Annotated in this window: 14 protein-coding genes and 1 tRNA gene; 6 read left to right on the top strand and 9 right to left on the bottom strand. The window is 71.1% G+C overall.

Annotation, left to right across the window (positions count from 1 at the left end; genetic code table 11):
* Nucleotides 1-42: 42 nt before the first annotated feature.
* The 3 genes from ACZ5CZ_RS24435 (at nt 43) to ACZ5CZ_RS24425 (ending at nt 10469) form a co-directional block, all read left to right on the top strand.
* Entirely contained in the window at nt 43-1449 is a 1407-nt protein-coding gene (locus ACZ5CZ_RS24435; protein ID WP_385845732.1) for a cytochrome P450, read from the top strand.
* Between the two features lie 210 nt (nt 1450-1659).
* Nucleotides 1660-9426, top strand: a complete 7767-nt coding sequence (locus ACZ5CZ_RS24430; protein WP_468945936.1) for an SDR family NAD(P)-dependent oxidoreductase — start codon at nt 1660-1662, stop codon at nt 9424-9426.
* A gap of 83 nt (nt 9427-9509) precedes the next feature.
* Nucleotides 9510-10469 (top strand): hypothetical protein, encoded by a 960-nt coding sequence (locus ACZ5CZ_RS24425; protein ID WP_385845735.1) that lies wholly within the window; start codon nt 9510-9512, stop codon nt 10467-10469.
* A 139-nt stretch (nt 10470-10608) separates the two neighbouring features.
* On the opposite strand, the gene ACZ5CZ_RS24420 is transcribed toward ACZ5CZ_RS24425, so the two are convergent.
* Nucleotides 10609-10682 (bottom strand) — tRNA-Pro (locus tag ACZ5CZ_RS24420).
* A 103-nt stretch (nt 10683-10785) separates the two neighbouring features.
* Nucleotides 10786-11301 (bottom strand): hypothetical protein, encoded by a 516-nt coding sequence (locus tag ACZ5CZ_RS24415; RefSeq protein WP_385845737.1) that lies wholly within the window; start codon nt 11299-11301, stop codon nt 10786-10788.
* Between the two features lie 146 nt (nt 11302-11447).
* On the opposite strand from ACZ5CZ_RS24415, the gene ACZ5CZ_RS24410 reads away from it, so the two are divergent.
* A complete protein-coding gene (locus ACZ5CZ_RS24410; RefSeq protein ID WP_450784242.1) occupies nt 11448-11792 on the top strand; it encodes a cupin domain-containing protein in 345 nt (114 codons plus the stop codon).
* Here ACZ5CZ_RS24410 and ACZ5CZ_RS24405 read toward each other — a convergent pair.
* Nucleotides 11782-12786 carry a LacI family DNA-binding transcriptional regulator gene (locus ACZ5CZ_RS24405; protein WP_468945931.1) on the bottom strand — a complete coding sequence of 335 codons (1005 nt, stop codon included), beginning with the start codon at nt 12784-12786 and terminating at the stop codon, nt 11782-11784. The genes ACZ5CZ_RS24410 and ACZ5CZ_RS24405 overlap by 11 nt on opposite strands.
* 114 nt (nt 12787-12900) lie before the next feature.
* On the opposite strand from ACZ5CZ_RS24405, the gene ACZ5CZ_RS24400 reads away from it, so the two are divergent.
* Nucleotides 12901-14070 carry a Gfo/Idh/MocA family protein gene (locus ACZ5CZ_RS24400; protein ID WP_385845740.1) on the top strand — a complete coding sequence of 390 codons (1170 nt, stop codon included), beginning with the start codon at nt 12901-12903 and terminating at the stop codon, nt 14068-14070.
* Here ACZ5CZ_RS24400 and ACZ5CZ_RS24395 read toward each other — a convergent pair.
* Nucleotides 14042-15064: a LacI family DNA-binding transcriptional regulator gene (locus ACZ5CZ_RS24395; protein WP_468945928.1), complete on the bottom strand. Its 1023-nt coding sequence runs from the start codon at nt 15062-15064 to the stop codon at nt 14042-14044. The genes ACZ5CZ_RS24400 and ACZ5CZ_RS24395 overlap by 29 nt on opposite strands.
* Before the next feature lie 145 nt (nt 15065-15209).
* On the opposite strand from ACZ5CZ_RS24395, the gene ACZ5CZ_RS24390 reads away from it, so the two are divergent.
* Nucleotides 15210-16214 carry a Gfo/Idh/MocA family protein gene (locus tag ACZ5CZ_RS24390; RefSeq protein WP_468945926.1) on the top strand — a complete coding sequence of 335 codons (1005 nt, stop codon included), beginning with the start codon at nt 15210-15212 and terminating at the stop codon, nt 16212-16214.
* A gap of 48 nt (nt 16215-16262) precedes the next feature.
* On the opposite strand, the gene ACZ5CZ_RS24385 is transcribed toward ACZ5CZ_RS24390, so the two are convergent.
* From ACZ5CZ_RS24385 to ACZ5CZ_RS24365, 5 genes are all read right to left on the bottom strand, one after another.
* On the bottom strand, nt 16263-16457 hold the full coding sequence (locus tag ACZ5CZ_RS24385; RefSeq protein ID WP_385845744.1) for a hypothetical protein: 195 nt from the start codon (nt 16455-16457) through the stop codon (nt 16263-16265).
* A gap of 148 nt (nt 16458-16605) precedes the next feature.
* Entirely contained in the window at nt 16606-17508 is a 903-nt protein-coding gene (locus ACZ5CZ_RS24380) for a sugar phosphate isomerase/epimerase family protein (RefSeq protein WP_468945922.1), read from the bottom strand.
* A 2-nt stretch (nt 17509-17510) separates the two neighbouring features.
* Nucleotides 17511-18422: an ATP-binding cassette domain-containing protein gene (locus ACZ5CZ_RS24375; RefSeq protein WP_385845747.1), complete on the bottom strand. Its 912-nt coding sequence runs from the start codon at nt 18420-18422 to the stop codon at nt 17511-17513.
* Between the two features lie 3 nt (nt 18423-18425).
* Nucleotides 18426-19502 (bottom strand): ABC transporter permease, encoded by a 1077-nt coding sequence (locus ACZ5CZ_RS24370; RefSeq protein WP_468945918.1) that lies wholly within the window; start codon nt 19500-19502, stop codon nt 18426-18428.
* Nucleotides 19502-20521, bottom strand: coding sequence for a sugar ABC transporter substrate-binding protein (locus tag ACZ5CZ_RS24365; protein ID WP_385845750.1), 1020 nt, complete (start codon nt 20519-20521; stop codon nt 19502-19504). Before ACZ5CZ_RS24365 ends, ACZ5CZ_RS24370 begins: the two co-directional genes overlap by 1 nt.
* Nucleotides 20522-20698 lie beyond the last annotated feature (177 nt).

Below are 20698 nucleotides of genomic sequence, written 5' to 3'. Positions count from 1 at the left end.
CGGATGGGCCTGAATGTGACTTGACGCACCTGGGGGAATCGCATGCGCAACGTGGTTGCGGACAAGAGGACCACCACAGATCCCAGTAACAGCGTTCCTGTGGCGCCCGGCGGCCTCCCGGTCGTGGGTCACGCAGTGAAGGCACTCCGTGATCCAAGGGGATTCCTGCGTTCGCTGGTCGCGGACGGCGACATGATGCGCATCAACGTCGGCCCGCTCAAGGCGGTGTTCGTCTGTGACCCCGAGCTGATCTCGCAGGTACTTCTCAACGACCGCGTCTACGACAAGGGCGGTCTGCTGTTCGACAAGGCCCGGGAGGTGTTCGGCGACGGTCTGGTGACCTGCCCGCATTCCATGCACCGGCGCGAGCGCCGACTGGTACAGCCCGCGTTCCACCGCAACCGGCTTCCCGGCTACACCCAGGCCATGACCGAGGGGACAACCCTGCGGACCAGCCCGTGGCGTGACGGTCAGGTCCTGGACATGCCGTCGGAAATGCTCAGCCTGACGATGCACAACATGTTGCAGGCGATGCTCGGCGGGATGGTGTCGGCGGAGGACCTGCGTCAGACGGTCAGCGACGCCATCGAGGTGCTGCACGCGACGTACCGGCAGACCTTCATGCCGGCGGCGCTGAACCAGATCCCGACCCCCGGCAACCGGCGCTATCAGCGGGCTGTGGCCGGACTCCACAGCACCGTCGCCGACATCATCGACAAGGCCCAGGTCAGCTCCGAGGACCACGGGGACCTGCTCTCGGCGCTCCTGACGTCCCGCGACACCGAGTGCCCGGCCGACGGCCAGAGCGAGCGTCTGAGCAGCGCCGAACTCCGCAACGAGGTCCTCACCTTCCTGGTGGCGGGCTCGGAGACCACGGCGATCGCCCTGTCCTGGGCGCTCTACCTCGTCGCCACCAACCCGGATATCCAGCAGCGGCTGTGGGACGAGACCGACCGGGTCCTGGACGGCAAGCCGGTGTCCTACGAGCACGTGCCCGACCTGAAGGTCGCGCACCAGATCATCACCGAGACGCTGCGGCTGTACCCGCCGGCCGGGATGATCTGGACCCGGATCGTCACGGCGGACACCCACCTGGGCGGCTACGACATCCCGGCCGGGACGACCATCGCGTACAGCTCCTACGCCGTCCACCGCCAGGCGCGCTACTACACCGACCCCGACGTCTTCAACCCCGACCGCTGGGACGCCGAAGCGCTGCACGCGGCACCGCGCAACAAGGCCTACCTGCCCTTCGGCGGCGGCGCACGCAAGTGCATCGGCGACCAGTTCGCCATCATCGAGGCCGTACTGGCGCTGACGGACATCGCCTCCCGCTGGCGGCTGGAAACCATTCCCGGCCAGAAGCCCCCGGCCGTCACCCCCTCCATGGGACCGCGTCATCTCAAGATGCGCCTGCGTGCCAGGACCGCATCACAGCGCACGGCATAGCGCGAACGCACGGATCCGTTCGACACAGCCAGACAGGTTCTGCCGCCCGGAGCGAGGCAGATCCTGTCGCCCAGGGAGACCGGCAAGCCGATCGCCCGGCTCGCCCGTGCCCTGGGGCGCAAAAGCCTCCACGGCTTCCGGGGAATATCGACCCCATTCCGGCAACGCTGTATTCCATAGCGAACTAGTTCACGTAGCCGCACTGCGGGTATGACTGCGTGCGGTGAATCGGGTTTCGCCACATCCGGATCATTTTACTCTTCGGTGGTTACCGGTCCCCTCAGCACGGGGACCAATACGAGTGTCCGAGATACCGGCAGCCGCGTAAACAACTACAGGATCCCCCTGTTCGGAAACGCGAGCGATCACCCATACAAAAAATCGCGAGCGGTCACGCGTGCGGAAAAAAATACGCGAAAGGCAGACGCAGTAATGGTGAGTAAAGAACGAGGCGACATGAGTAGTGCGGAGACGGCACCGGGGTCGGGCGAGCCTGTTGCGGTGGTCGGCGTGGGACTCCGTCTCCCCGGGGGAATCACCACACTGGACGGGTTGTGGGAGGCCTTGTCCGGTGGCCAGGATCTTGTGACGTCGGTACCCGGTGACCGGTTCAACACCGATGATTTTGTTGCAGAGGGCGGGCCGCGACCGGGGAAGTCGTACACCGACGCGGCCGGCATTGTCGGCGACGTGTGGGGGTTCGACCCGGAGTATTTCGGTATATCGCCGAAGGAAGCCGGTCAGATCGATCCGCAGCAACGGCTGCTGCTGGAGTGCGCGGTGGAGGCCTTCGACGACGGAGGCATCGATCCGCGGCTGCTGGCCGGTGCGGACGTCGGTGTCGTCATGGGGCTGACCGTGCAGGACTACTGGGGTCTGCTGACCCGACGTCCCGGCGTGCTGAACTCGTTCGCCCCCACCGGTACGGGCGCGTTCAGCGCGGCGAACCGGATGTCGTACCTGTTCGACTTCCACGGGCCCTCCCACACGGTGGACACGGCGTGTTCGTCGTCCTTGACGGCCCTGCACCTGGCGGCCGAGCTGGTCCGTTCGGGCCGTTGCGAGGCCGCGTTGGCCGGCGGTGTGAACCTGGTCCTCGGCCCGGGCGGACACGTCATGTCCAGCCAGGCGTCGATGCTCTCCCCGACGGGGCGTTGTCACTCCTTCTCCGACAACGGCGACGGCTTCGTCCGGTCGGAGGGCGCCGGCGTGGTGCTCCTGAAGCCCCTGAGCCGTGCTCTGGCCGATGGTGACCGGGTGCACGCGGTGATCAGGTCGTCGGTGGTCAATTCCGACGGGCGCACCCTCGGTATGTCCATGCCCGGCGCGGACGCCCAGGCGGCGATGCTGGAGCGCGCGTACGCCGAGGCCGGTGTGCACGCCGACCAGGTGTCGTACGTGGAGGCGCACGGAACCGGAACGGCGGCGGGCGACCCGACGGAGTGCGAGGCTCTCGGGCGGGTTCTGGGACGGCGGCGCCAGGGCAAGCCGCTGCCGATCGGCTCGGTGAAGTCGAACCTGGGGCACCTCGAGGCGGCAGCCGGCATGGCGGGTCTGTTCAAGGCCATGCTGGTCCTGCGCAAGCAGCAGGTGCCCGCCACCCTGCACGCGCAGCCCCTGAACCACGCGATCGACTTCGACGCACTGGGGCTGAACCCGGTCACGGAGATGCAGCCGCTGGACGGCGAGCCCGGCGCGCGGCGCATCGCCGGTGTCAACTCCTTCGGTATCGGCGGCGCGAACGCGCACGTGGTGCTGGAGTTCCCGGAGACCGTCGGGGACGGGGCTTCGGGTACCGAGCGGCCGGCCACGGCCGTGCCGGTGGTGGTCACCGGCCGGACCGAGGCGGCGCTGCGGGAGTCGGCGCTGACGATGGCCTCCTACCTGGAGGGCCTGGACGATTCCGCCCTGGTGGACGTCGGGTTCACCACGGCGCTGCGGCGCGAGCGCCGTGAGCTGTCCACCGCCGTGCTGGCCTCCAGCGGCGCAGCGGCCGCCCAGGCACTGCGCGAGATGGCGGAGAAGGGCGCCTCGGACGAGGCGGCTTCGGCCACCAGCACGGCCCGGGGCCGCGTCGGGTTCATCTTCAGCGGCAACGGTACCCAGTGGCCGCGGATGGGTGCGGAACTGCTGGGGCAGGACGCTGCCTTCACCGCCGAGATCCAGGCCGTCAGCCGCGAACTGGAACCGCTGCTGGGCTGGTCGGTCGAGGCGGAGATGGCGACGCCGGACAACGGCCGGTGGGCGCTGACGGAGGTGGCGCAGCCGATGCTGTTCGCCCTCCAGGCCGGCCTGATCATGTCGCTGCGCGAGCGGGGCGTGCTCCCGCACGCGGTCGCGGGCCACAGCGTCGGTGAGGTCGCGGCCGCCTACTGCGCCGGGATCCTGGACCGCACCCAGGCCTGTCGCGTGATCGCGTACCGGAGCCTCGCCCAGGCACCCACCTTCGGCACCGGGCGGATGGCGGCCGTGGCGCTGTCGCCCGCGCAGGCCCAGCGGATGCTCGACGAGATGGGCGCGAGCGAGCGTGTGGTGGTCGCGGCCGTCAACTCCGGCAACGACGTCACCCTGGCCGGGGACAGCGACACGCTGGAGGCCATCGAGGAGCGCTGCGTTCGCGACAGCGTGTCCTTCCGGTTCCTGCGCCTGGACTACCCCTTCCACAGCCCGGCCATGGACGCCGTCCGCGGCCCGCTGCTGGAGGGCCTCGGACAGCTCGAGGCCCGCGAGGGCGAGATCCCGATGGTCTCCACCGTCACCGGCCGCGCGCTCGCGGACCATGAGATGGACGGCGACTACTGGTGGCGCAACGTGCGCGAACCGGTCCAGTTCGCCGCGGCGGTCGAGGCGCTCATCGGCGCGGAGCACGGCTGTGACGTGCTGGTCGAGGTCGGCCCGCACCCGGCGCTCAGCGGCTACCTGCGCCGCATCGCCGTCGACGCGGGAGCCTCGGTCGAGGTGGCGCCGACGCTGACCCGGATCAACGCCGGCCCGCAGGCTCTGACCGGCACCGTGCTGCACACGGTCGCGGCCGGTGCGCAGCTGGACTGGGACCGGTTCTTCCCGCAGGGCGGCCGCGTCGTGGACGTCCCGGCCTACGCGTGGCAGCGCCGGCGCTACCAGTTGGGCGACCCCTCGTGGTGGGCCGACCACGAGATGGCGCCGGTGACGCAGCCGGCTCCGTCCAATCCGCTGCTGGGCCGGCGCCTGCTCGGGGCCGACCCGACGTGGGGCCGGGAGCAGAACGCGGCCTGGATCTCCGATCACAAGGTCGGCGAGGCCGTCCTCATGCCGGGCACGGGCTTTCTCGACATGGCGCTGTCGGCGGCCCGCGAGGTGTCCGGCGGCCCCGTGGAACTGCTCGACGTGTCGCTGATCAGGTCGCTGGCCCTGCCCAGCGATCCCGGCTCGGCTCCGGTACGCACCACCACTACCGTCCGTCCCGACGGAACCTTCGTCGTCGCCGGGCACACCGGCGCGGACATCGAGGCCGTCCAGCACGTGAACGGGCGGTGGCGCGGCCTGGCCGATGCCAGGCCCGCCCCGGTGGACGTGGCCGCTCTCGCCGGCCGCCTCACCGAAACCGTGGACACGTCCGACCACTACCGGGCCTGCACCGCGGTGTCGCTCCACTACGGGCCGGCGTTCCAGGTGCTGGCAGGGCTGTCCGTCCAGGACGGCGAAGGCCTGGCGCAGCTTCGTACGGATCACTTCGCCGACGCCGAGCACCAGGCCCGTGTCGTCCTCCTCGACGGCTGCCTCCAGGCGATGCTGCCGCTCTCCGCCCACGTGGTCACCGGCTCCGCGGAGCGTTACGTCCCGCACCTGCCGGTGTCGATGGGGAGCGTCCGCGTCTGGGGTCCCCTGCCCGCCACCGTCATGGCGTACCTGCGGCTGACGTCCGTCACCGAGACCGGGCTCATGGCCGACATCACCGTGTGCGACACCGACGGAACGGTCCTGCTCGACCTGAAGGACGTGTACGCGCGGCGCATCGAGAACAGCGGTTCTCCCGCGCCCGAGCTGTACACCGAGGAGCTCAAGGCACGCCCGCGGATGACCGCGCTGCCCGGCACCCCGTCTCCGCTCCCCGCGCCCGCCCGCGTCATCGACGAGTGCGGCCCGGTCATCACCCGGCTCGACGACGCGTTCCGGGACCGTGGCTACGACGGCCACATGGAACGGTCCCGGCAGCTGAGCGCGCACTACATGGCGGCCGCGGTGAGCAGCATCCTGGAGTCCGCGGTGGCGCGAGGCGCCATCGAGCTGGACGGACCGGTCGGTGGACGGGTCTTCACCCTCGACGACCTGAAGACCGCCGGCGTCAGGGAGATCCTGTCCCCGCTGGTCGAGATGATGCTGGCGATCGGGGCCCGGCACGGGCTGCTGACCGCCCGTGCCGACGGCGGCTGGGTGCAGAGCGGTACCCCCGCGCCCGAGGAGCTCTTGCAGCAGCGGCTGAACGAGTTCCCCGAGCTCATCGTGATGTGGCAGGCCGCCGCATGGGTCGGGCGCAGCCTGGCCGGCGTCCTCACCGGTGCGGAAGAGGGACTGGAGGTGCTGTTCGGCGAGTCCGGTCCCATCGCCGCGCAGGTGTACAACCACGACCCGGGTCTGACGTATCTGTCCGACGCCGCCGTGGCCTACCTCGAGGCCGCCCTGGCCGAGTGGCCGGCCGACCGGCCGTTGCGGATCCTGGAGATCGGCGCCGGCACCGGCGGCTTCACCGCGCGCATCCTGCCCCACCTGCCGCCCGAGCGTACGCACTACGTGTACACGGACGTCTCCGCGGCGTTCTTCCCCAAGGCCGAGGCCCGGTTCGCCGCCTTCAACTTCGTCGAGTACCAGGCTCTCGACCTGAGCATCGACCCCACCGAGCAGGGCTTCGTCCCGGGCTCCTTCGATCTCGTCGTGGCGAGCAACGCCCTGCACACGACGACCGACATCACCCAGGGCCTGCGGCACGCCGCCACGCTCCTGGACGACAACGGTCAGCTCGTCGCCCTCGAGCTGCACACCAACTCCTATGTCGCGACGCTGTTCGGCATCCTGGACTCCTTCTGGGATTCCACCGACACCGAGCTGCGGCCGGCCGGCGCGGCGCTGACCCGCGAGCAGTGGAAGACGGTGCTGGCCGAGGCAGGGTTCTCCACCAGCGGATTCCTCAGCGCCCAGCCGGAGTACGAGGGCGTTCCCGCGTCGGTCATCGCGGCGGTGCGCGCCACGGGCGCCGCAGCCGTCGGCTCGCCGCAGGACGAGGAGGCGGACGGCGCGACAGCTCCGTGCCTGCTGATCTCCGAGAGCGGGGACAGCTCCGCCGACCGTCTGGGCGGCTTCGTGGCCGCGGCCCTGACGGCCACGGGAGCACGCGAGGTGGTGCTCTCGGACCTCCAGCCGCAGTCGGACTGGGCGGCGCTGCTGCCGGCCGCGGGGCCGGTCGACATCGTCCTGGTCGCCGACGACGCCGAGCAGGCGACCGTCGAGCAGACCACCGCGCGTGCTGCTCACGCCCTCGCGCAGCTCAGTGCCCTGGCGGCCGCCTGTGCGCAGACCGGCAGCGATCTCCAGCCCACCCTGTGGCTGGTCGCTGCCGCGACCGCCGACAGCCTGGACGCCCCGATGACGCACACCGGCGCGGCTCTCTGGGGTGCCACCCGCACCCTGGCCAACGAGCAGGCGCTGCTGACCGTCCACCGGATCCGTGTCGTCGGCGGAACCGCGGAGTCGGCACAGCAGGCGGCCGGCCACGTGGCGTACGAGATCACCCACCCGGATGCCGAAGACGAGTGCGTGATCACTCCTCACGGGCGCTTCGCCGTGCGGGTGCAGGCGCTGCCGGAGACCCGGCAGACCCGCGTCCACGGCGCCGACGAGCAGTTCGCGCTCGCCGTCCACGGCGAGGCGGGCACCCCGCACCGGCTGGTCTGGCAGGACCGCAGCGTCCCCGCCCCCGCGCCGGGTGAGATCACCGTCCGTGTGCAGGCCGCGGCCCTCAACGGCCGGGACGCCCTCTTCGCCACCGGGCGTCTGCTCCCGCCGCATGGCGCGCGTCCGGGCGACGTCCACCTCGGCTGCGAAGGCGCGGGCATCGTGACCGCCGTCGGAGACGACGTCACCGGCATCCGCCCGGGAGACCGGGTCGCCGGTATCACGCAGGGCGGCTGGCTGGCCTCGCACATCAACCTACGGGCCGACCGGGTCGTCAAGCTGCCCGAGCAGGTCACCTTCGCCGCGGCGGCGTCGCTGCTCATCGCCCAGCTGACCACGCACCACGTCCTGGGACACGTGGCGGGTGTGGGTCCCGGCGACACCGTGCTCGTCCTGGGCGGATCCGACGGGACCGGGCTGGCGGCGATCGACTTCGCCCAGCGCGCCGGGAGCCGCGTCATCGTCGGCGCCCCCACGCCGGCTCTGCGGGCCCTGCTGGATCTTCCGGGGGTCGACCAGGTGGTGGACTCGGGTGATGCCGGCTTCGCCGAGGAGGTCCGGAAGATCGCCGAGGGCGGCGTGGATGTCGTACTCAACCTCAGCGCTCTCAGTGCGGACCTGCGCGGGCGTGCGCTGGACCTGCTGGCGCCCGGGGGGCACTTCTTCGACGTCGAGCCGCAGGCCGCGCCGCTGAGCATGCCGTCCCTGGACCGGGACGCCACCGTTCACGCCGTCGACGTCGTCGGCTGGTTCGAGCAGCCCTCCCCCACGGTGGACCGCTGCCTGGACGAGCTGCAAAAGGTGATCGACAGCGGCGAGTGCCGGCCGCTGCCGCACATGGTCTACTCCGCCGACAAGGTCTACGCGGCCATGGACGGCGTCCTGGCCGGTCACCTGGCCGGAAAGACCGTCATCGTCCTCGACGACGGGGTTCTTCTCGACCGCGCCCCCGAGACGCCGGTGCTGGATCCCGCGGCGACCTATCTGGTCGTCGGAGGCCTCGACGGCTTCGGCGCCGAGACCGCCCGGCACCTGGTCCGCCGGGGAGCGCGTCACCTCACGCTGGTCAGCCGGCGTGGCACCGCACGCAACGAGAACGCCGTCGCCCTGGTCAGCAGTCTGACCGACCAGGGAGTCCAGGTGGACGCCCGCGCCGTCGACATCTCCGACCCGAGCGCCGTCGACCGGCTCTTCCGGGATCTCGACGCGAGCGGACGCCGGCTCGGCGGTGTGGTCCACGCCGCCATGGTCCTCGACGACGACGAGGTCACCGACCTGACGGTCGAGCGCTACCTGACCGTCCTGAACCCCAAGCTCACCGGAGCGCTGCTCCTCGACGCCCACACCCGCGAACGCGACGTCGACTTCTTCGCGATGTACTCGTCGTTCGCCGCGCTGCTGGGCAACAGGCGGCAGGCCTCGTACGCCGCCGCCAGCCTCACCCTGGAGAACATCGCGCGCCAGCGCCGGCGCGACGGGCTGCCCGCCTGTGTCCTCCAGCTGGGCGCCATCTCCGACGTCGGGTACGTGAACCGCACCGGAATCACCGGGGTGATGAGCGACTACGGCATCCTGCCGATGACCTCGGCGCAGGCGCTGGACCGCTTCGACACGCTGCTTCTCCACCCGGACACCGCGGTGACGGCGGTCGTCGCCGAATCCCGGGGCCGGGAGCAGGCGCTGATGGCCTTCCTGCCCACGGTGACCGCACCGCGTACGGCCACGCTGGTCCACACGCCGGACACCGGCGACGACGACAGCCTGCTGCCGCGTGTGCGGGCCGCCGCCACCGCCGAGGAAGCCCGCCCGATCCTGCTGGAGGCCCTCACGTCCTGGCTGGCCTCCGGCCTCCACACCACGCCCGAACGCGTCGACGTCAACCGCCGCATCGACCAGCTCGGCGCCGACTCGCTGACCGCCACCGAGCTCATCGGCCACATCCGCCGCCACACCGGTTGCGCGATCCCGGCCTCCGAGGTCATGACCGCACCTCTCACCACCATCGCCACCACCGTCCTCAACCACCTGCGTCCCGAGACCCAGTCCTGACAGACCCGCGTTAGTCGTCCAGAAAACGGATTCGGCAGCGAGACGAGCCGAATCCGTTTTCTGGATATCCCGGGAGAGAACACATGCCGCTCACGACAGCCCTGGCCTTTCCGCCGTTCAGCAACCCGTATCCGGCAGGGATCCTGCGCACGCTGGCCCACACCAACCCGAGCGTGGCCGCCGCCCTCGAGCTGACCGACGAGAAGCTCGCGGACATAGGCCATCCACCCGTCACACCCCGGCTCACCGCCGACGCTTCCGGACCGGCCCCGAGTGAGGAAACGGAGTACGTCCACAACCTGGTCTCGGCAACGCTCGTGCCGTACTCCGTGTACATGGCGCTGGATCTGAAGGTCCAGCCGTCCATCATTCTCGGCCATGGCGCGGGCTTCAACGTCGGCAGTGTCATCACCGACCTCATGACCATGGCAGAGACGATCGACGTTCTGCTCACGGGCTTCATGGAGGCCAAGAAGCTTTCGCTGCGGGGCGGAATGCTCGCCCTCAACGCCGGCCAGCAGACCGCTTGGGCGTTGTGCCGGCAGGTCTCGGAGGACGGCCTCTATGTCGGCATGATCAATGCCCCGAACCAGACGGTCGTCTGCGGCCGGGACGGCGACCTGGACCTTCTCCAGAGTCACGCGGAACGCAAGGGAGTCTCCTCCAGGCGGCTCGCCGCCCTCCTCCCCATCCACACCCCTCTGTTCAAGCCGGCAGCCCTCCAGGCGATCCAGCGGTCGGAGGAACGGACCGTGCAGCCCGTGCTGCCGCCGCTGTACTTCACCACCGAGTGCCGGCCCATCATCGAAACCGACACCGTCAGGAAGGCGTCACTCACCATCTGGACCAAACCCGCGAACCTGATCGAATCCGTCGCGGACCTCCAGGAGAACTTCGGTGTCAACCACTTCATCGAGGTCAACACCACCCCGACGCTCGCACCGATGATCATCCAGAACGCGCTTCCGGGCACCCGGGTCGACGGCCCGCCGCCCGGCATCACCGATGCCGTGGACGTGCTGCCGTTCCTCAACGGCGCGTAGTTCCCGCTCCCGTATGACGGCCCGTCAGTCCCTGGCGGGCCGTTTCCGCGGGCGGGCTCCCGTTCCGCTGCCGCAGCACCCTGCGCAAAAGGCCGCCGGCCTGGGATTTCTCCCGGCCGACGGCCTTTTCCGACTCACGTCGGGACGACAGGATTTGAACCTGCGACCCCTTGACCCCCAGTCAAGTGCGCTACCAAGCTGCGCCACGTCCCGTTGCACTCGCACGCGGGGTGTTCCGCGTGATCACGCAGGTCAACCCTACCGCACTCGCACGGGTGCCGGTGCCGGGCCCGCCGGGCGGCCCGGCCGGTGTCGGCTATTTGATCAGCGCGTTCGCCACCACCACGATCATGCCGAGCAGCGCGTCGGCCAGGCCGATGAGGACGGCGGCCGGCCAGCGCCGGGCCGACCAGCGGGCGGTGACCAGGCCGAGGGTGAAGAGCAGCACGATGTTGAGGGCGAAGGCGGGGTACTCGACGCCGTTCGCGGGCCACCAGCCCCAGCCCGCGCCCGCCAAAAGGAACACGGTCGGCAGTACGGCCGTGACCAGCGGCCACTCGTCGCGCATCGCCCGCAGCGCGTCCCAGCGGCGGTGCGGGGCGCGCTCGGCGATGTAGTGGGCGTAGCCGTGGGCGAGGGCCGAGGCCAGCGCGGTGACCAGCAGCCAGACGGCGTCGTAGCGGCGGCCCGCGGGGGAGGTGCGGCCGTACTGGCTGAGCGCGGCGACCATCGAGCTGGCGAGGACGGCGCCGTAGACCCCGCCGAAGAGGACGGCCTCGCGCGTGTCGTGCGTGCGAGGCGGTGCCGCGGCGGCCGCCATGGAGTCAGCCATGCACTCCACGATCGCCCGGGCCGCGCACCGCCGCCAGTTCGCGTGGGCCGACGAAGTGTCCTCCGACCAGGCCCGATGCCGCACACAGTGTCGACGGCGGCGGGGGGTGCGGCCTCGTTAGGGTCCGTCCCATGAGCCACGCCCCGATCACGCGCAGCTTCGCGCTCCATGTCCCCGACGCCGATCTCCAGCCCGAGCCCCTGGACCCGGAGCAGATCGTCTCCGGCGCCCCGGAGGTCACCGGAAAGGTGGTCTGGGAGTCGGCGGACGGCAGGCAGCTCCGCGGGATCTGGCAGATCACGCCGGGCGTGGTCACCGACACGGAGGCGGACGAGGTGTTCGTCGTGGTCAGCGGGTCGGCGACGATCGAGGTCGAGGGCGGTCCCACGCTCACCGTGGGACCGGGCGACCTGGCGGTGCTGCACGCGGGCGACCGTACGACGTGGACCGTGCACGAGACGCTGCGCAAGGTGTACGCGATCACGCTGTAGGGGAAGGCGGCCGGGCCGTCGTGCCCCGGATCTCGAGGGTCGGCGCGGCCAGCCGGACGCCGCCCTCCTGCTCCGGCCGCTCGAACCGGTCCAGCAGACAGCGGGCGGCGCGGCGGCCGATCTCGTAGGGAGAGGTGTCGACGGTGGTCAGCCAGAGGTGCCGCAGCCGGGAGATGCTGGTGTTGTCGTAACCGGCGACCGAGAGATCGGCCGGCACCCGCAGACCCAGCTCCGCGGCCGCGGACAGGGCGCCCACGGCGGCCATGTCGTTGACGGCGAAGAGCGCCGTGGGCCGCTCGGCCCGGCTGAGCAGCCGTACCGTGCCGCGGTAGCCGCCCTCCTCGGTCAGGTCTCCGGGCTCGGTGAGCGGCTCGGCGCCGTGGGCGCGCATCGCCGTCTCGAAGCCGCGCCGGCGCAGCTCGCCGACGGCGCCATGGCCGGCGAGGTGCGCGATCCTGCGGTGGCCGAGGGCGAGGAGGTGCTCGGTGACGAGCCGGGCGCCGTGCTCGTCGTCCCCGGCGACGACGTCGACCCGGTCGGGGCGCGGCTCGCGGGCGCCCGCCACGACGACGGGCAGATGCCGGGCGAGCGCGCCGATTCCGCCCGCGTCCGGGACCGTGCCGACCACCACCAGACCGTCGACGCCCAGGTCCAGGAAGGGTTCGGCGAGGTCGTGGCCGAGTCGCCGGTTCAGCCGGGCGTCCGCGAGCAGCATGTGCAGACCGGCCGTGTGCAGCAGGGAGTTCAGGCCGTCGAGCAGCTCGACGAACCAGGGGTTGCGCAGGTCGTCCAGGAGGACGCCGACGGTCCGGGTGCGCTGCTCGCTCAGGGACCGGGCGGCCGCGTTGGGCCGGTAGCCCAGCTCGCGTACCGCCCGCAGCACCGCGTCCCGCTTCTCCGGGCGGACCGGGCCGGAGTCGCGCAGCACCAGCGAGACCAGCGACTTGGACACCCCGGCCCGCTCGGCCACATCCCGGATCGTCGGTGGTCTCATGGGATGGACCGTTCCATGCGGCCGAGGCGCTGTCAATGTCCTTGACAGCCCAGCTATGTCCGCACAAAGGTGGCGTCGACAGGAGTTGGAACGGTCCAACCACAAGGGGCTCTCATGGTGGAAGCGCTGGGTGTCGCCGTCGTCGGGTTCGGCTGGATGGGCCGGGTGCACACCCAGGCGTACGCCCGGCTGCCGCACCACTATCCGCAGCTGCCGCTGCGGCCCCGGCTGGTCACGGTCGCCGAGGAGGTGCCGGGGCGGGCCGAGGAGGCGGCCGAGCAGTTCGGGTTCGCCTCCGCCACCCGGGACTGGCGCGAGGTGGCCGCCGATCCGCGCGTCCAGGCGGTCAGCGTCACCGCGCCGAACTTCCTGCACCGGGAGATCGGGGTGGCGATGGCCGAGGCCGGCAAGCACCTGTGGATCGAGAAGCCGGTGGGCCTGACCGCCGGGGACGCCCGCGCGGTGGCCGACGCGGTCGCCGGGGCCGGGGTGCAGGGCACGGTGGGCTTCAACTACCGGGGCGCGCCCGCGGTGGAGGCGGCCCGGGAGCTGATCGCCTCCGGCGAGATCGGCACGGTCACCCATGCCCGCATCCGGCTGTTCAGCGACTACGCGGCCCACCCGGAGTCCGCGCTGACCTGGCGCTACGAGCGGGAGCGCGGCGGCAGCGGGGTGCTCGGCGATCTGGCCTCGCACGGCGCCGACCTGGCCCGCTTCCTGCTCGGCGACATCGCCGCGCTCACCGCGGACACCGCGATCTTCCTCCCGGAGCGGGCGCGTCCGGCCGGCGCCACGGCGGGTCACGCCCTCGCCTCGGGGGGCGTACCGGGTCCGGTCGAGAACGAGGACTATGTGAACTGCCTGCTGCGTTTCGCCTCCGGTGCCCGCGGGGTGCTGGAGGCCTGCCGGGTCTCGGTCGGCGAGCAGAACAACTACGGCTTCGAGGTGCACGGCACCCGCGGCGCGGTCTTCTGGGACTTCCGCCGGATGAACGAGCTGGGTGTCAGCCGCGGTACGACCTACCAGGACCAGCCGGTCAGCACGGTGTACGTGGGCCCGGGCGCCGGTGAGTTCGCCGCGTTCCAGCCGGGCGCGGCCAACGCGATGGGCTACGACGACCTGAAGGTGATCGAGGCCTACCGGTTCGTCCGCTCCATCGCCGAGGGCACGCCGTACGGCGCCACGCTCGCGGACGCCGTGCACAGCGCGGCCGTACTGGAGGCCATGGCCCGGTCGGCGGCGCAGGGCGGCTGGGTCAGCCTGGAGGCATGTTGTACGGCGTGACCACCTGGATCGCCGACGGCAGCAGCGGTCCGGCGGGCGGCAGCGCGCCGTGGAAGCGCATCACCGCGTGGCAGGCCTCGCGCAGATCGTGCCGCAGGTCGTGGTGGAGCACGGCGGACAGCCGGTGCTCGCGCAGCAGCCGGGTGTTGTCGTGGTCGAGGTCGTGCGCGACGAACACGGCGCACTCCCGGCCGAGGTCGGCGAACGCCCGCAGGGTGGCGTTGTTGCCGCCGCCGATCGAGTACACGGCGCGGATCTCCGGGTCGCGGGCGAGGGCGGCGCGGACGAGGTCGTACTGGGTGGCGTCCAGGCCCTGCCCCTCGGCGATCTCCACCAGCGTGCGCTCGGGATGCCGGGCCCGCATCACGCTCCGGAAGCCCATCTCGCGCTCCTCCTCGTTGCGGAAGAAGCCGCTGCTGAGGCTGGTGAGGACATTGCCGGGGCGGTCCCCGAGCCACTGGCCCGTCAGATAGGCGGCGGTCGCCCCGGCGGCGCGGTTGTCGCTGCCCACATAGCCGATCCGGCCGCTCGCGGGCAGGTCGGTGACGAGGGTGACCACCGGTATCCCGGCGGCGGTGAGCCGGCCGACGGCCGCGGTGATCTCGGGGACGTCCGGCGCCTTGAGCAGGACGCCCTGCGAGCCGCGCCGGGCGATCCGGTCCAGCGTGGCGGCCTGCTCCTGCGCGGGACCGGTCTCCCGGAAGTGGAAGCGGGAGCGGACCACCGCCGGGTGCAGCGCGGGCAGTTCCGCCTCCAGGGCGGAGCGTACGGCCGTACTGAACCGCTCCGGGGCCTGCACGACGATGTCGAGCATGAAGGTACGGCCGACCAGGCGCACCTGGGTGCGCTGGCGGTCCAGGTCGGCGATGGCCCGGTACACCTCCTGCGCGGTGCTCTCCCGGACCCCGCCCCTGCCGTTCAGCACCCGGTCCACGGTGGCCTCGCTCAGACCCGCCTGGCGTGCGATCTCCCGGATCGGGAACGGATGGCCCATGGACCGGCTCCTTGAGGGTTTTTTGATGGCGTGCTGATGGTGGTGCGAGGGGTTTGTACTGACAAGAATGACAGGGCCGCGCCGCTCCTGTGACCGACTGATCCTTCCTCTCCCCGTCCCCAGCATCTGAGGAGTTGCACCACCCATGCGTATCGGAATCCTCGGCCTCGGCCGCATCGGCGCCTTCCACGCCGAGACCCTCGCCGGACTGGACGCCGTCGACTCGCTCGTGGTCGCCGATCCCTTCGCGGACGCCGCCAAGGCCGCCGCGGAGCGGTTCGGGGCCGAGGTCGCGGACTCGCCGGAGGCGCTGCTCGCGGCCGGGGTGGACGGCCTCGTCGTGGCCGCGGCCACCGACGCCCACCCCGCGCTGATCCGGGCCGGTGTCGCGGCCGGTGTCCCGGTCTTCTGCGAGAAGCCGGTGGCCCGCTCCATGGCGGAGGGCGTGGCGGTGCTGCACGCGGTGCGGGACAGCGGGGTGCCCATCCAGATCGGCTACAACCGGCGCTTCGACGTGGGCTTCGCCGCCGCGCGGGCCGCCGTACGGGCCGGGGAGCTGGGCGCGCTGCACACGGTCCGGTGCACGACCCTGGACCCGGCACCGCCGCCGGCCGCGTACATCGCCGCGTCCGGGGGGATCTTCCGGGACTGTTCCGTGCACGACTTCGACATCATCCGCTGGGTGACGGGCCGCGACGTCACCGAGGTGTACGCGGTGGGCGGCAACCGGGGCGCCGGTTACATCCGGGAGGCGGGCGACGCCGACACCACCGGCGCGGTGCTCACCCTGGACGACGGCACGATCGCGGTGGTCTCCAACTCCCGGCACAACGCCCGGGGTTACGACGTCCGGATGGAGCTGCACGGCTTCACGGACTCGGTCGCCGTGGGCCTGGACGACAAGCTTCCGCTGCGCTCGCTGGAGCCGGGGGCGACCTTCCCGGCCGGGACCCCGCACGACTTCTTCATGGACCGCTTCGCCGACGCCTACCGCGCCGAGCTCACCGCGTTCACCGAGGTCGTGGCCGGCGGCCTGCCCTCTCCCTGCACCATCGAGGACGCCCTGGAGGCGGGCTGGATCGCGGAGGCCTGCACCCTGTCGCTGCACGAGCACCGGCCGGTGACGATCGCGGAGGTGCGCCGGGCCTGACACACACCTGCGGCGCCGGGCGGGCGCGCCCGGCGCCGCAGGTGTGTGTCAGCCGCAGTAGCGGATCAGCCACTCGTCCGGGTGGTAGGTGTTCCGTGCCGGGTCCGGCAGGGTCGCCGGCCTGGTCTCCACGGTGTCCTCCGGGCGGATCCGCTCGGGCAGGGTGCCGAAGCGGCTGCGGCGGTGTTCCGCCGCGTCGGTGGAGTCCTGGGCGGCTCCCCGGGACTCGGTGCGTTGTGTCATCTCGTCCTCCCGTCTGCGCGGGCGTCCCCCGTCGTCGTGCACAACGTCCGCGTGCCCAGGGTTGGTTCCCGGCCACCCGTGGACCGAATCCGTTGCCATCCCGCAGGAACCGGGCCCCGCGCCGGGACCCGGTTCCCGCCCGTGCCGCTCAGGCCCCGCAGGATCGCAGGAAGCGCCGGGTGCGCACGGCGATCGGCAGCGGCTTGTCCGGCTCGCACGGGTACATGTCCTGCTCGACGATCGCGAACAGATCCACGCCCAGCCGCTGCGCCGCCTCCAGCACCGGCCCCAACTCGGGTACCCCGGACGGCGGTTCGCACATCACACCGCGCTGCACGGCCGGGCCGAAGGGGACCTCGTGCGCCACCACCTCGGCGAGGATCCGCGGGTCGACCTGCTTGAGGTGCAGATAGCCGATGCGCTCGCCGTAGGTCTCGATCAGCTTGACGCTGTCGCCGCCGCAGTAGGCGTAGTGCCCGGTGTCCAGGCACAGGTTGACCAGCTCGGAGTCGGTCGAGTCCAGGAAGCGCTCGACGTGCCGCTCGGTGTCGATGTGGGTGTCGGCGTGCGGGTGCACGACGATGTCGAGGCCGTAGGTCTCCCTGACCTCGTGGCCGAGCCGCTCCATGCCCTTGGTCAGGTGCGCCCACTGCTCGGCGGTCAGCTCCGGCGGCTCCAGGATCTCGGCGGTCTTGTCGTCCCGCCAGAAGGAGGGGATGACCACCAGGTGCCGGGCGCCCATCGCCTGGGTGAGCGCGGCGACCTGGCCGACGTGGGCCCAGGTCTCCTCCCAGACGGCGGGTCCGCGGTGCAGGCCGGTGAAGACCGTGCCCGCCGAGACCTTCAGGTTGCGCCGGGCGAGCTCCTCGGTGAGCCGGGCCGGGTCGGTCGGGAGGTAGCCGTAGGGGCCCAGTTCGATCCAGTCGTAGCCGGCCTCGGCGACCTCGTCCAGGAAGCGTTCCCAGGGGACCTGCCGCGGGTCGTCGGGGAACCAGACGCCCCAGGAGTCGGGGGCCGATCCGACGCGGATCCGGTCGAGGGCGTGGGACATGGTCAGGAGTTCCCTTCCGGCGAGGTCGCCACGGGCGCGGTGAGGTCGTTCTCCTCGGGCAGTTCGTCCACGTCGACGCCGCGCACCTGGGCCAGTTCGTGTTTGAGGGCGGCGAGTTCGGCGCCGCCGGCCATGTGGTTGGTCAGCTCCTCCAGGCTGACCTGGCTGCGGTCGGCGCTCAGCTCCAGGGTGCCGAGGCGCAGGACGCTGAAGTGGTCGCCGACCATGTAGGCGTGGTGGGGGTTGTGGGTGATGAAGATGACGCCGAGGCCGCGGTCGCGGGCGGCGGCGATGTACTTCAGGACCACGCCGGACTGCTTGACGCCGAGGGCGGCCGTCGGCTCGTCCAGGATGAGGACGCGGGCGCCGAAGTGGACGGCGCGGGCGATGGCCACGCACTGGCGCTGGCCGCCGGAGAGGGTGCCGATGGGCTGGTCGAGGTCGTCCAGGACGATGCCCATGTTGCGCAGTTCCTCGTCGGCGGTCCGCTTCATCCGGGCGATGTCCAGCCGGCGGACCGGCCAGGGGCCCCGGGTCAGCTCGGAGCCGAGGAAGAAGTTCCGCCAGACGGGCATCAGCGGGACGGTGGCCAGGTCCTGGTAGACGGCGGCGATGCCCTGGGCGAGCGCCTCGCGCGGGCTGCTGAAGCGCACCGGCCGGCCGTCGACGAGGAAGTCGCCCTCGGTGTGCCGGTGCAGCCCGGAGACGATCTTGATGAGGGTGGACTTGCCGGCGCCGTTGTCGCCGAGCACGCAGGTCACCCGGCCGGCGTGCACGGTCAGGTCCACGCCGTGCAGGGCGCGGATGTTGCCGTAGGACTTGCCGGCGCCGCGCAGTTCCACCAGGGGTGTCTCGCCGGTGGGCGGGGTGTCGGCGAGGACGGCGCCGTGCGTTCCGGTGTTCTTGTCGGTCATCGGTTACCTCCGGGTCGCCGTGCGCTGGACCCACAGATTGATCAGGACGGCGCCGAGCAGCATCACGCCGAGGAAGGCCTTGAACCAGTCCGGGTTCCAGCCGGCGTAGACGATGCCCTGCTGCACCATGCCGAACATGAAGGCGCCGAAGACCGTGCCGATCGCCGAGCCGGCGCCGCCGGTGAGCAGACAGCCGCCGATGACGGCCGCGGCGATGTAGATCAGCTCCTGGCCGACGCCCTCGCCGGACTGCACGGTGTTGAAGGAGAACAGGTTGTGCATGCCGACGAACCAGGCGCCGAAGCCGACCAGCATGAACAGGCTGATCTTGGTGAAGCGCACCGGGACGCCGACGGCCCGGGCGCTCTCCTTGTTGCCGCCGACCGCGAAGATCCAGTTGCCGTACCTGGTGCGCAGCAGCACCCAGGTGGCCAGCGCCGCGAAGACCAGCCACCACACCACCGTGATCTTCACCTGCACGCCCCCGACGTCGAAGGACGAGGCGAAGATCCTTCTGGCCTGGTCGAAGCCGTCCATGTCGCTGATGTCGTCGGTGGCGACATTGCCGGTGACCAGCTTGGTCACCGCGAGGTTCACGCCCTGGAGGATCAGGAAGGTGCCGAGGGTGATGAGGAAGCTGGGCAGGCCGGTCCTCACCACCATCCAACCGTTGAAGAAGCCGATCGCGAGGGACGCGATCAGGGCGACGACCACGCCGGTCCAGACGTTGAGGGTCAGCTGGTAGCTGAGCATGCTGGCGGTGAGCGCCGAGGAGATCACGGCGACGCCGGCGGAGAGGTCGAACTCGCCGCCGATCATCAGCAGGGCGACGGGCAGCGCCATGATCCCGATGGTGGACGACTGGTAGAGGATGGTGGCCATCGAGCTGCCCTGGCGGACGGCGGGCGCGGTGATCAGGAAGAAGACCAGTACGGCGGCGGCGCCGAGGAAGACCCCCACCTCGGGGCGGGCCAGCAGCCGCAGCGCCGGCGAGCGCCGGGCGGTGCGGCCGTCCCGCTGCCCGGGACCGGACGCCGGCTGCCTGCCGAGGGCCGGCTCAGCCTGCTGGGACATGCTCATCACCGGGTCCCCTTCGCGGCGAACTCCGCGACCTTGTCGACATTGGACTTGTCGACGAAGGCCGGGCCGGTGAGCACCGGCTGGACCCCGCCGCCGCTGTAGTTGCCGTTGTACTTGTAGAGCCACAGCGAGTCGACCGCCAGATAGCCCTGGAGGTAGGGCTGCTGGTCGACGGCGAACTCGATGGACCCGTTCTGGACGGCCTTGACCAGGTCCTTGTTGAGGTCGAACGTGGCGATCTTGGCCTTGCTGCCCGCGTCGCCCACCGACTGCACGGCGGTCAGGGCGAACGGGGCGCCGAGGGTGACGACCGTGTCGATGGAGCTGTCCTGCTTCAGCTTGGCCGTGATGGTGGACTTCACGGACGGCATGTCGGTGCCGTTCACGTACAGGGTCTCGGTGGTGCCCTTGAACGTCTTCTGCACGCCGCCGCAGCGCTGGGTGAGGCCGACGTTGCCCTGCTCCTGGATGACACAGACGACCTTCTTGGCGCCGGTGGTGTTGAGCTTGTCGCCGAACGCCTCGCCGGCCACGCTCTCGTCCTGCCCGAAGAACTCCAGCAGTCCGAGCTGCTTCCAGTCGCTCAGCCCCGAGTTCAGCCCGACCACCGGGATGCCGGCCTGCCGGGCCTTGCCGAGGACGCCCTTCATCGCGTCGGGCTTGGCCAGGGTGACCGCGATGCCGTCGACCTTCTGGTCGATCGCGTTCTGCACCAGGTTGGCCTGGTTGCCGGCGTTGGGGTCGGCGGAGTAGACCAGCTTGATGTTGTCCTTGGCGGCCGCCGCCTCCGCGCCCTTGCGGACGGTGTCCCAGAAGGTGTCACCGGGGGCCTGATGGGTGACCAGGGCCACCGTCATCCGGGGCGTGTTCGCCTTGCCCGCCGAGGCGTTCTGCGCCGCCTCCTCCGCCTTCTTGCCGCCGTGACTGCTGGCGCAGCCGGCGAGGACGAGGGCTGCCGCGGCGGCCGCGGCCAGGGCCGGGGCCGGTCTGCGGGAGCGGGAGCGAGAAGAGCGGTCCATCTTTCCTGCACCTCACTGTGCGTGCGACGGGGGAGGGACGCTGTTGCGTTGGCACGGGATACAAGTCCCTGGCGGGGCCACTGTCAATACTTTGTTAAGACATCATTTCACAAGCAGGTCCGAATGTAAGTACAAACCATCCACTCCCCGGCCTTCCGAGGAACCCGCACCGGGCCG

It is taken from the genome of Streptomyces sp. NPDC031418 (genome assembly GCF_055581605.1).
Note: the sequence above shows the minus strand (reverse complement) of the source record. Positions and strands in the feature narration are given on the sequence as shown.

Bases quoted from the DNA above. Each gene is read 5' to 3' on its own strand.
- ACZ5CZ_RS24435 (WP_385845732.1), top strand. From the start codon at position 43: ATGCGCAACGTGGTTGCGGACAAGAGGACCACCACAGATCCCAGTAAC.
- ACZ5CZ_RS24430 (WP_468945936.1), top strand. From the start codon at position 1,660: ATGACTGCGTGCGGTGAATCGGGTTTCGCCACATCCGGATCATTTTAC.
- ACZ5CZ_RS24425 (WP_385845735.1), top strand. From the start codon at position 9,510: ATGCCGCTCACGACAGCCCTGGCCTTTCCGCCGTTCAGCAACCCGTAT.
- ACZ5CZ_RS24415 (WP_385845737.1), bottom strand. From the start codon at position 11,301: ATGGCTGACTCCATGGCGGCCGCCGCGGCACCGCCTCGCACGCACGAC.
- ACZ5CZ_RS24405 (WP_468945931.1), bottom strand. From the start codon at position 12,786: ATGAGACCACCGACGATCCGGGATGTGGCCGAGCGGGCCGGGGTGTCC.
- ACZ5CZ_RS24400 (WP_385845740.1), top strand. From the start codon at position 12,901: ATGGTGGAAGCGCTGGGTGTCGCCGTCGTCGGGTTCGGCTGGATGGGC.
- ACZ5CZ_RS24395 (WP_468945928.1), bottom strand. From the start codon at position 15,064: ATGGGCCATCCGTTCCCGATCCGGGAGATCGCACGCCAGGCGGGTCTG.
- ACZ5CZ_RS24390 (WP_468945926.1), top strand. From the start codon at position 15,210: ATGCGTATCGGAATCCTCGGCCTCGGCCGCATCGGCGCCTTCCACGCC.
- ACZ5CZ_RS24385 (WP_385845744.1), bottom strand. From the start codon at position 16,457: ATGACACAACGCACCGAGTCCCGGGGAGCCGCCCAGGACTCCACCGAC.
- ACZ5CZ_RS24380 (WP_468945922.1), bottom strand. From the start codon at position 17,508: ATGTCCCACGCCCTCGACCGGATCCGCGTCGGATCGGCCCCCGACTCC.
- ACZ5CZ_RS24375 (WP_385845747.1), bottom strand. From the start codon at position 18,422: ATGACCGACAAGAACACCGGAACGCACGGCGCCGTCCTCGCCGACACC.
- ACZ5CZ_RS24370 (WP_468945918.1), bottom strand. From the start codon at position 19,502: ATGAGCATGTCCCAGCAGGCTGAGCCGGCCCTCGGCAGGCAGCCGGCG.
- ACZ5CZ_RS24365 (WP_385845750.1), bottom strand. From the start codon at position 20,521: ATGGACCGCTCTTCTCGCTCCCGCTCCCGCAGACCGGCCCCGGCCCTG.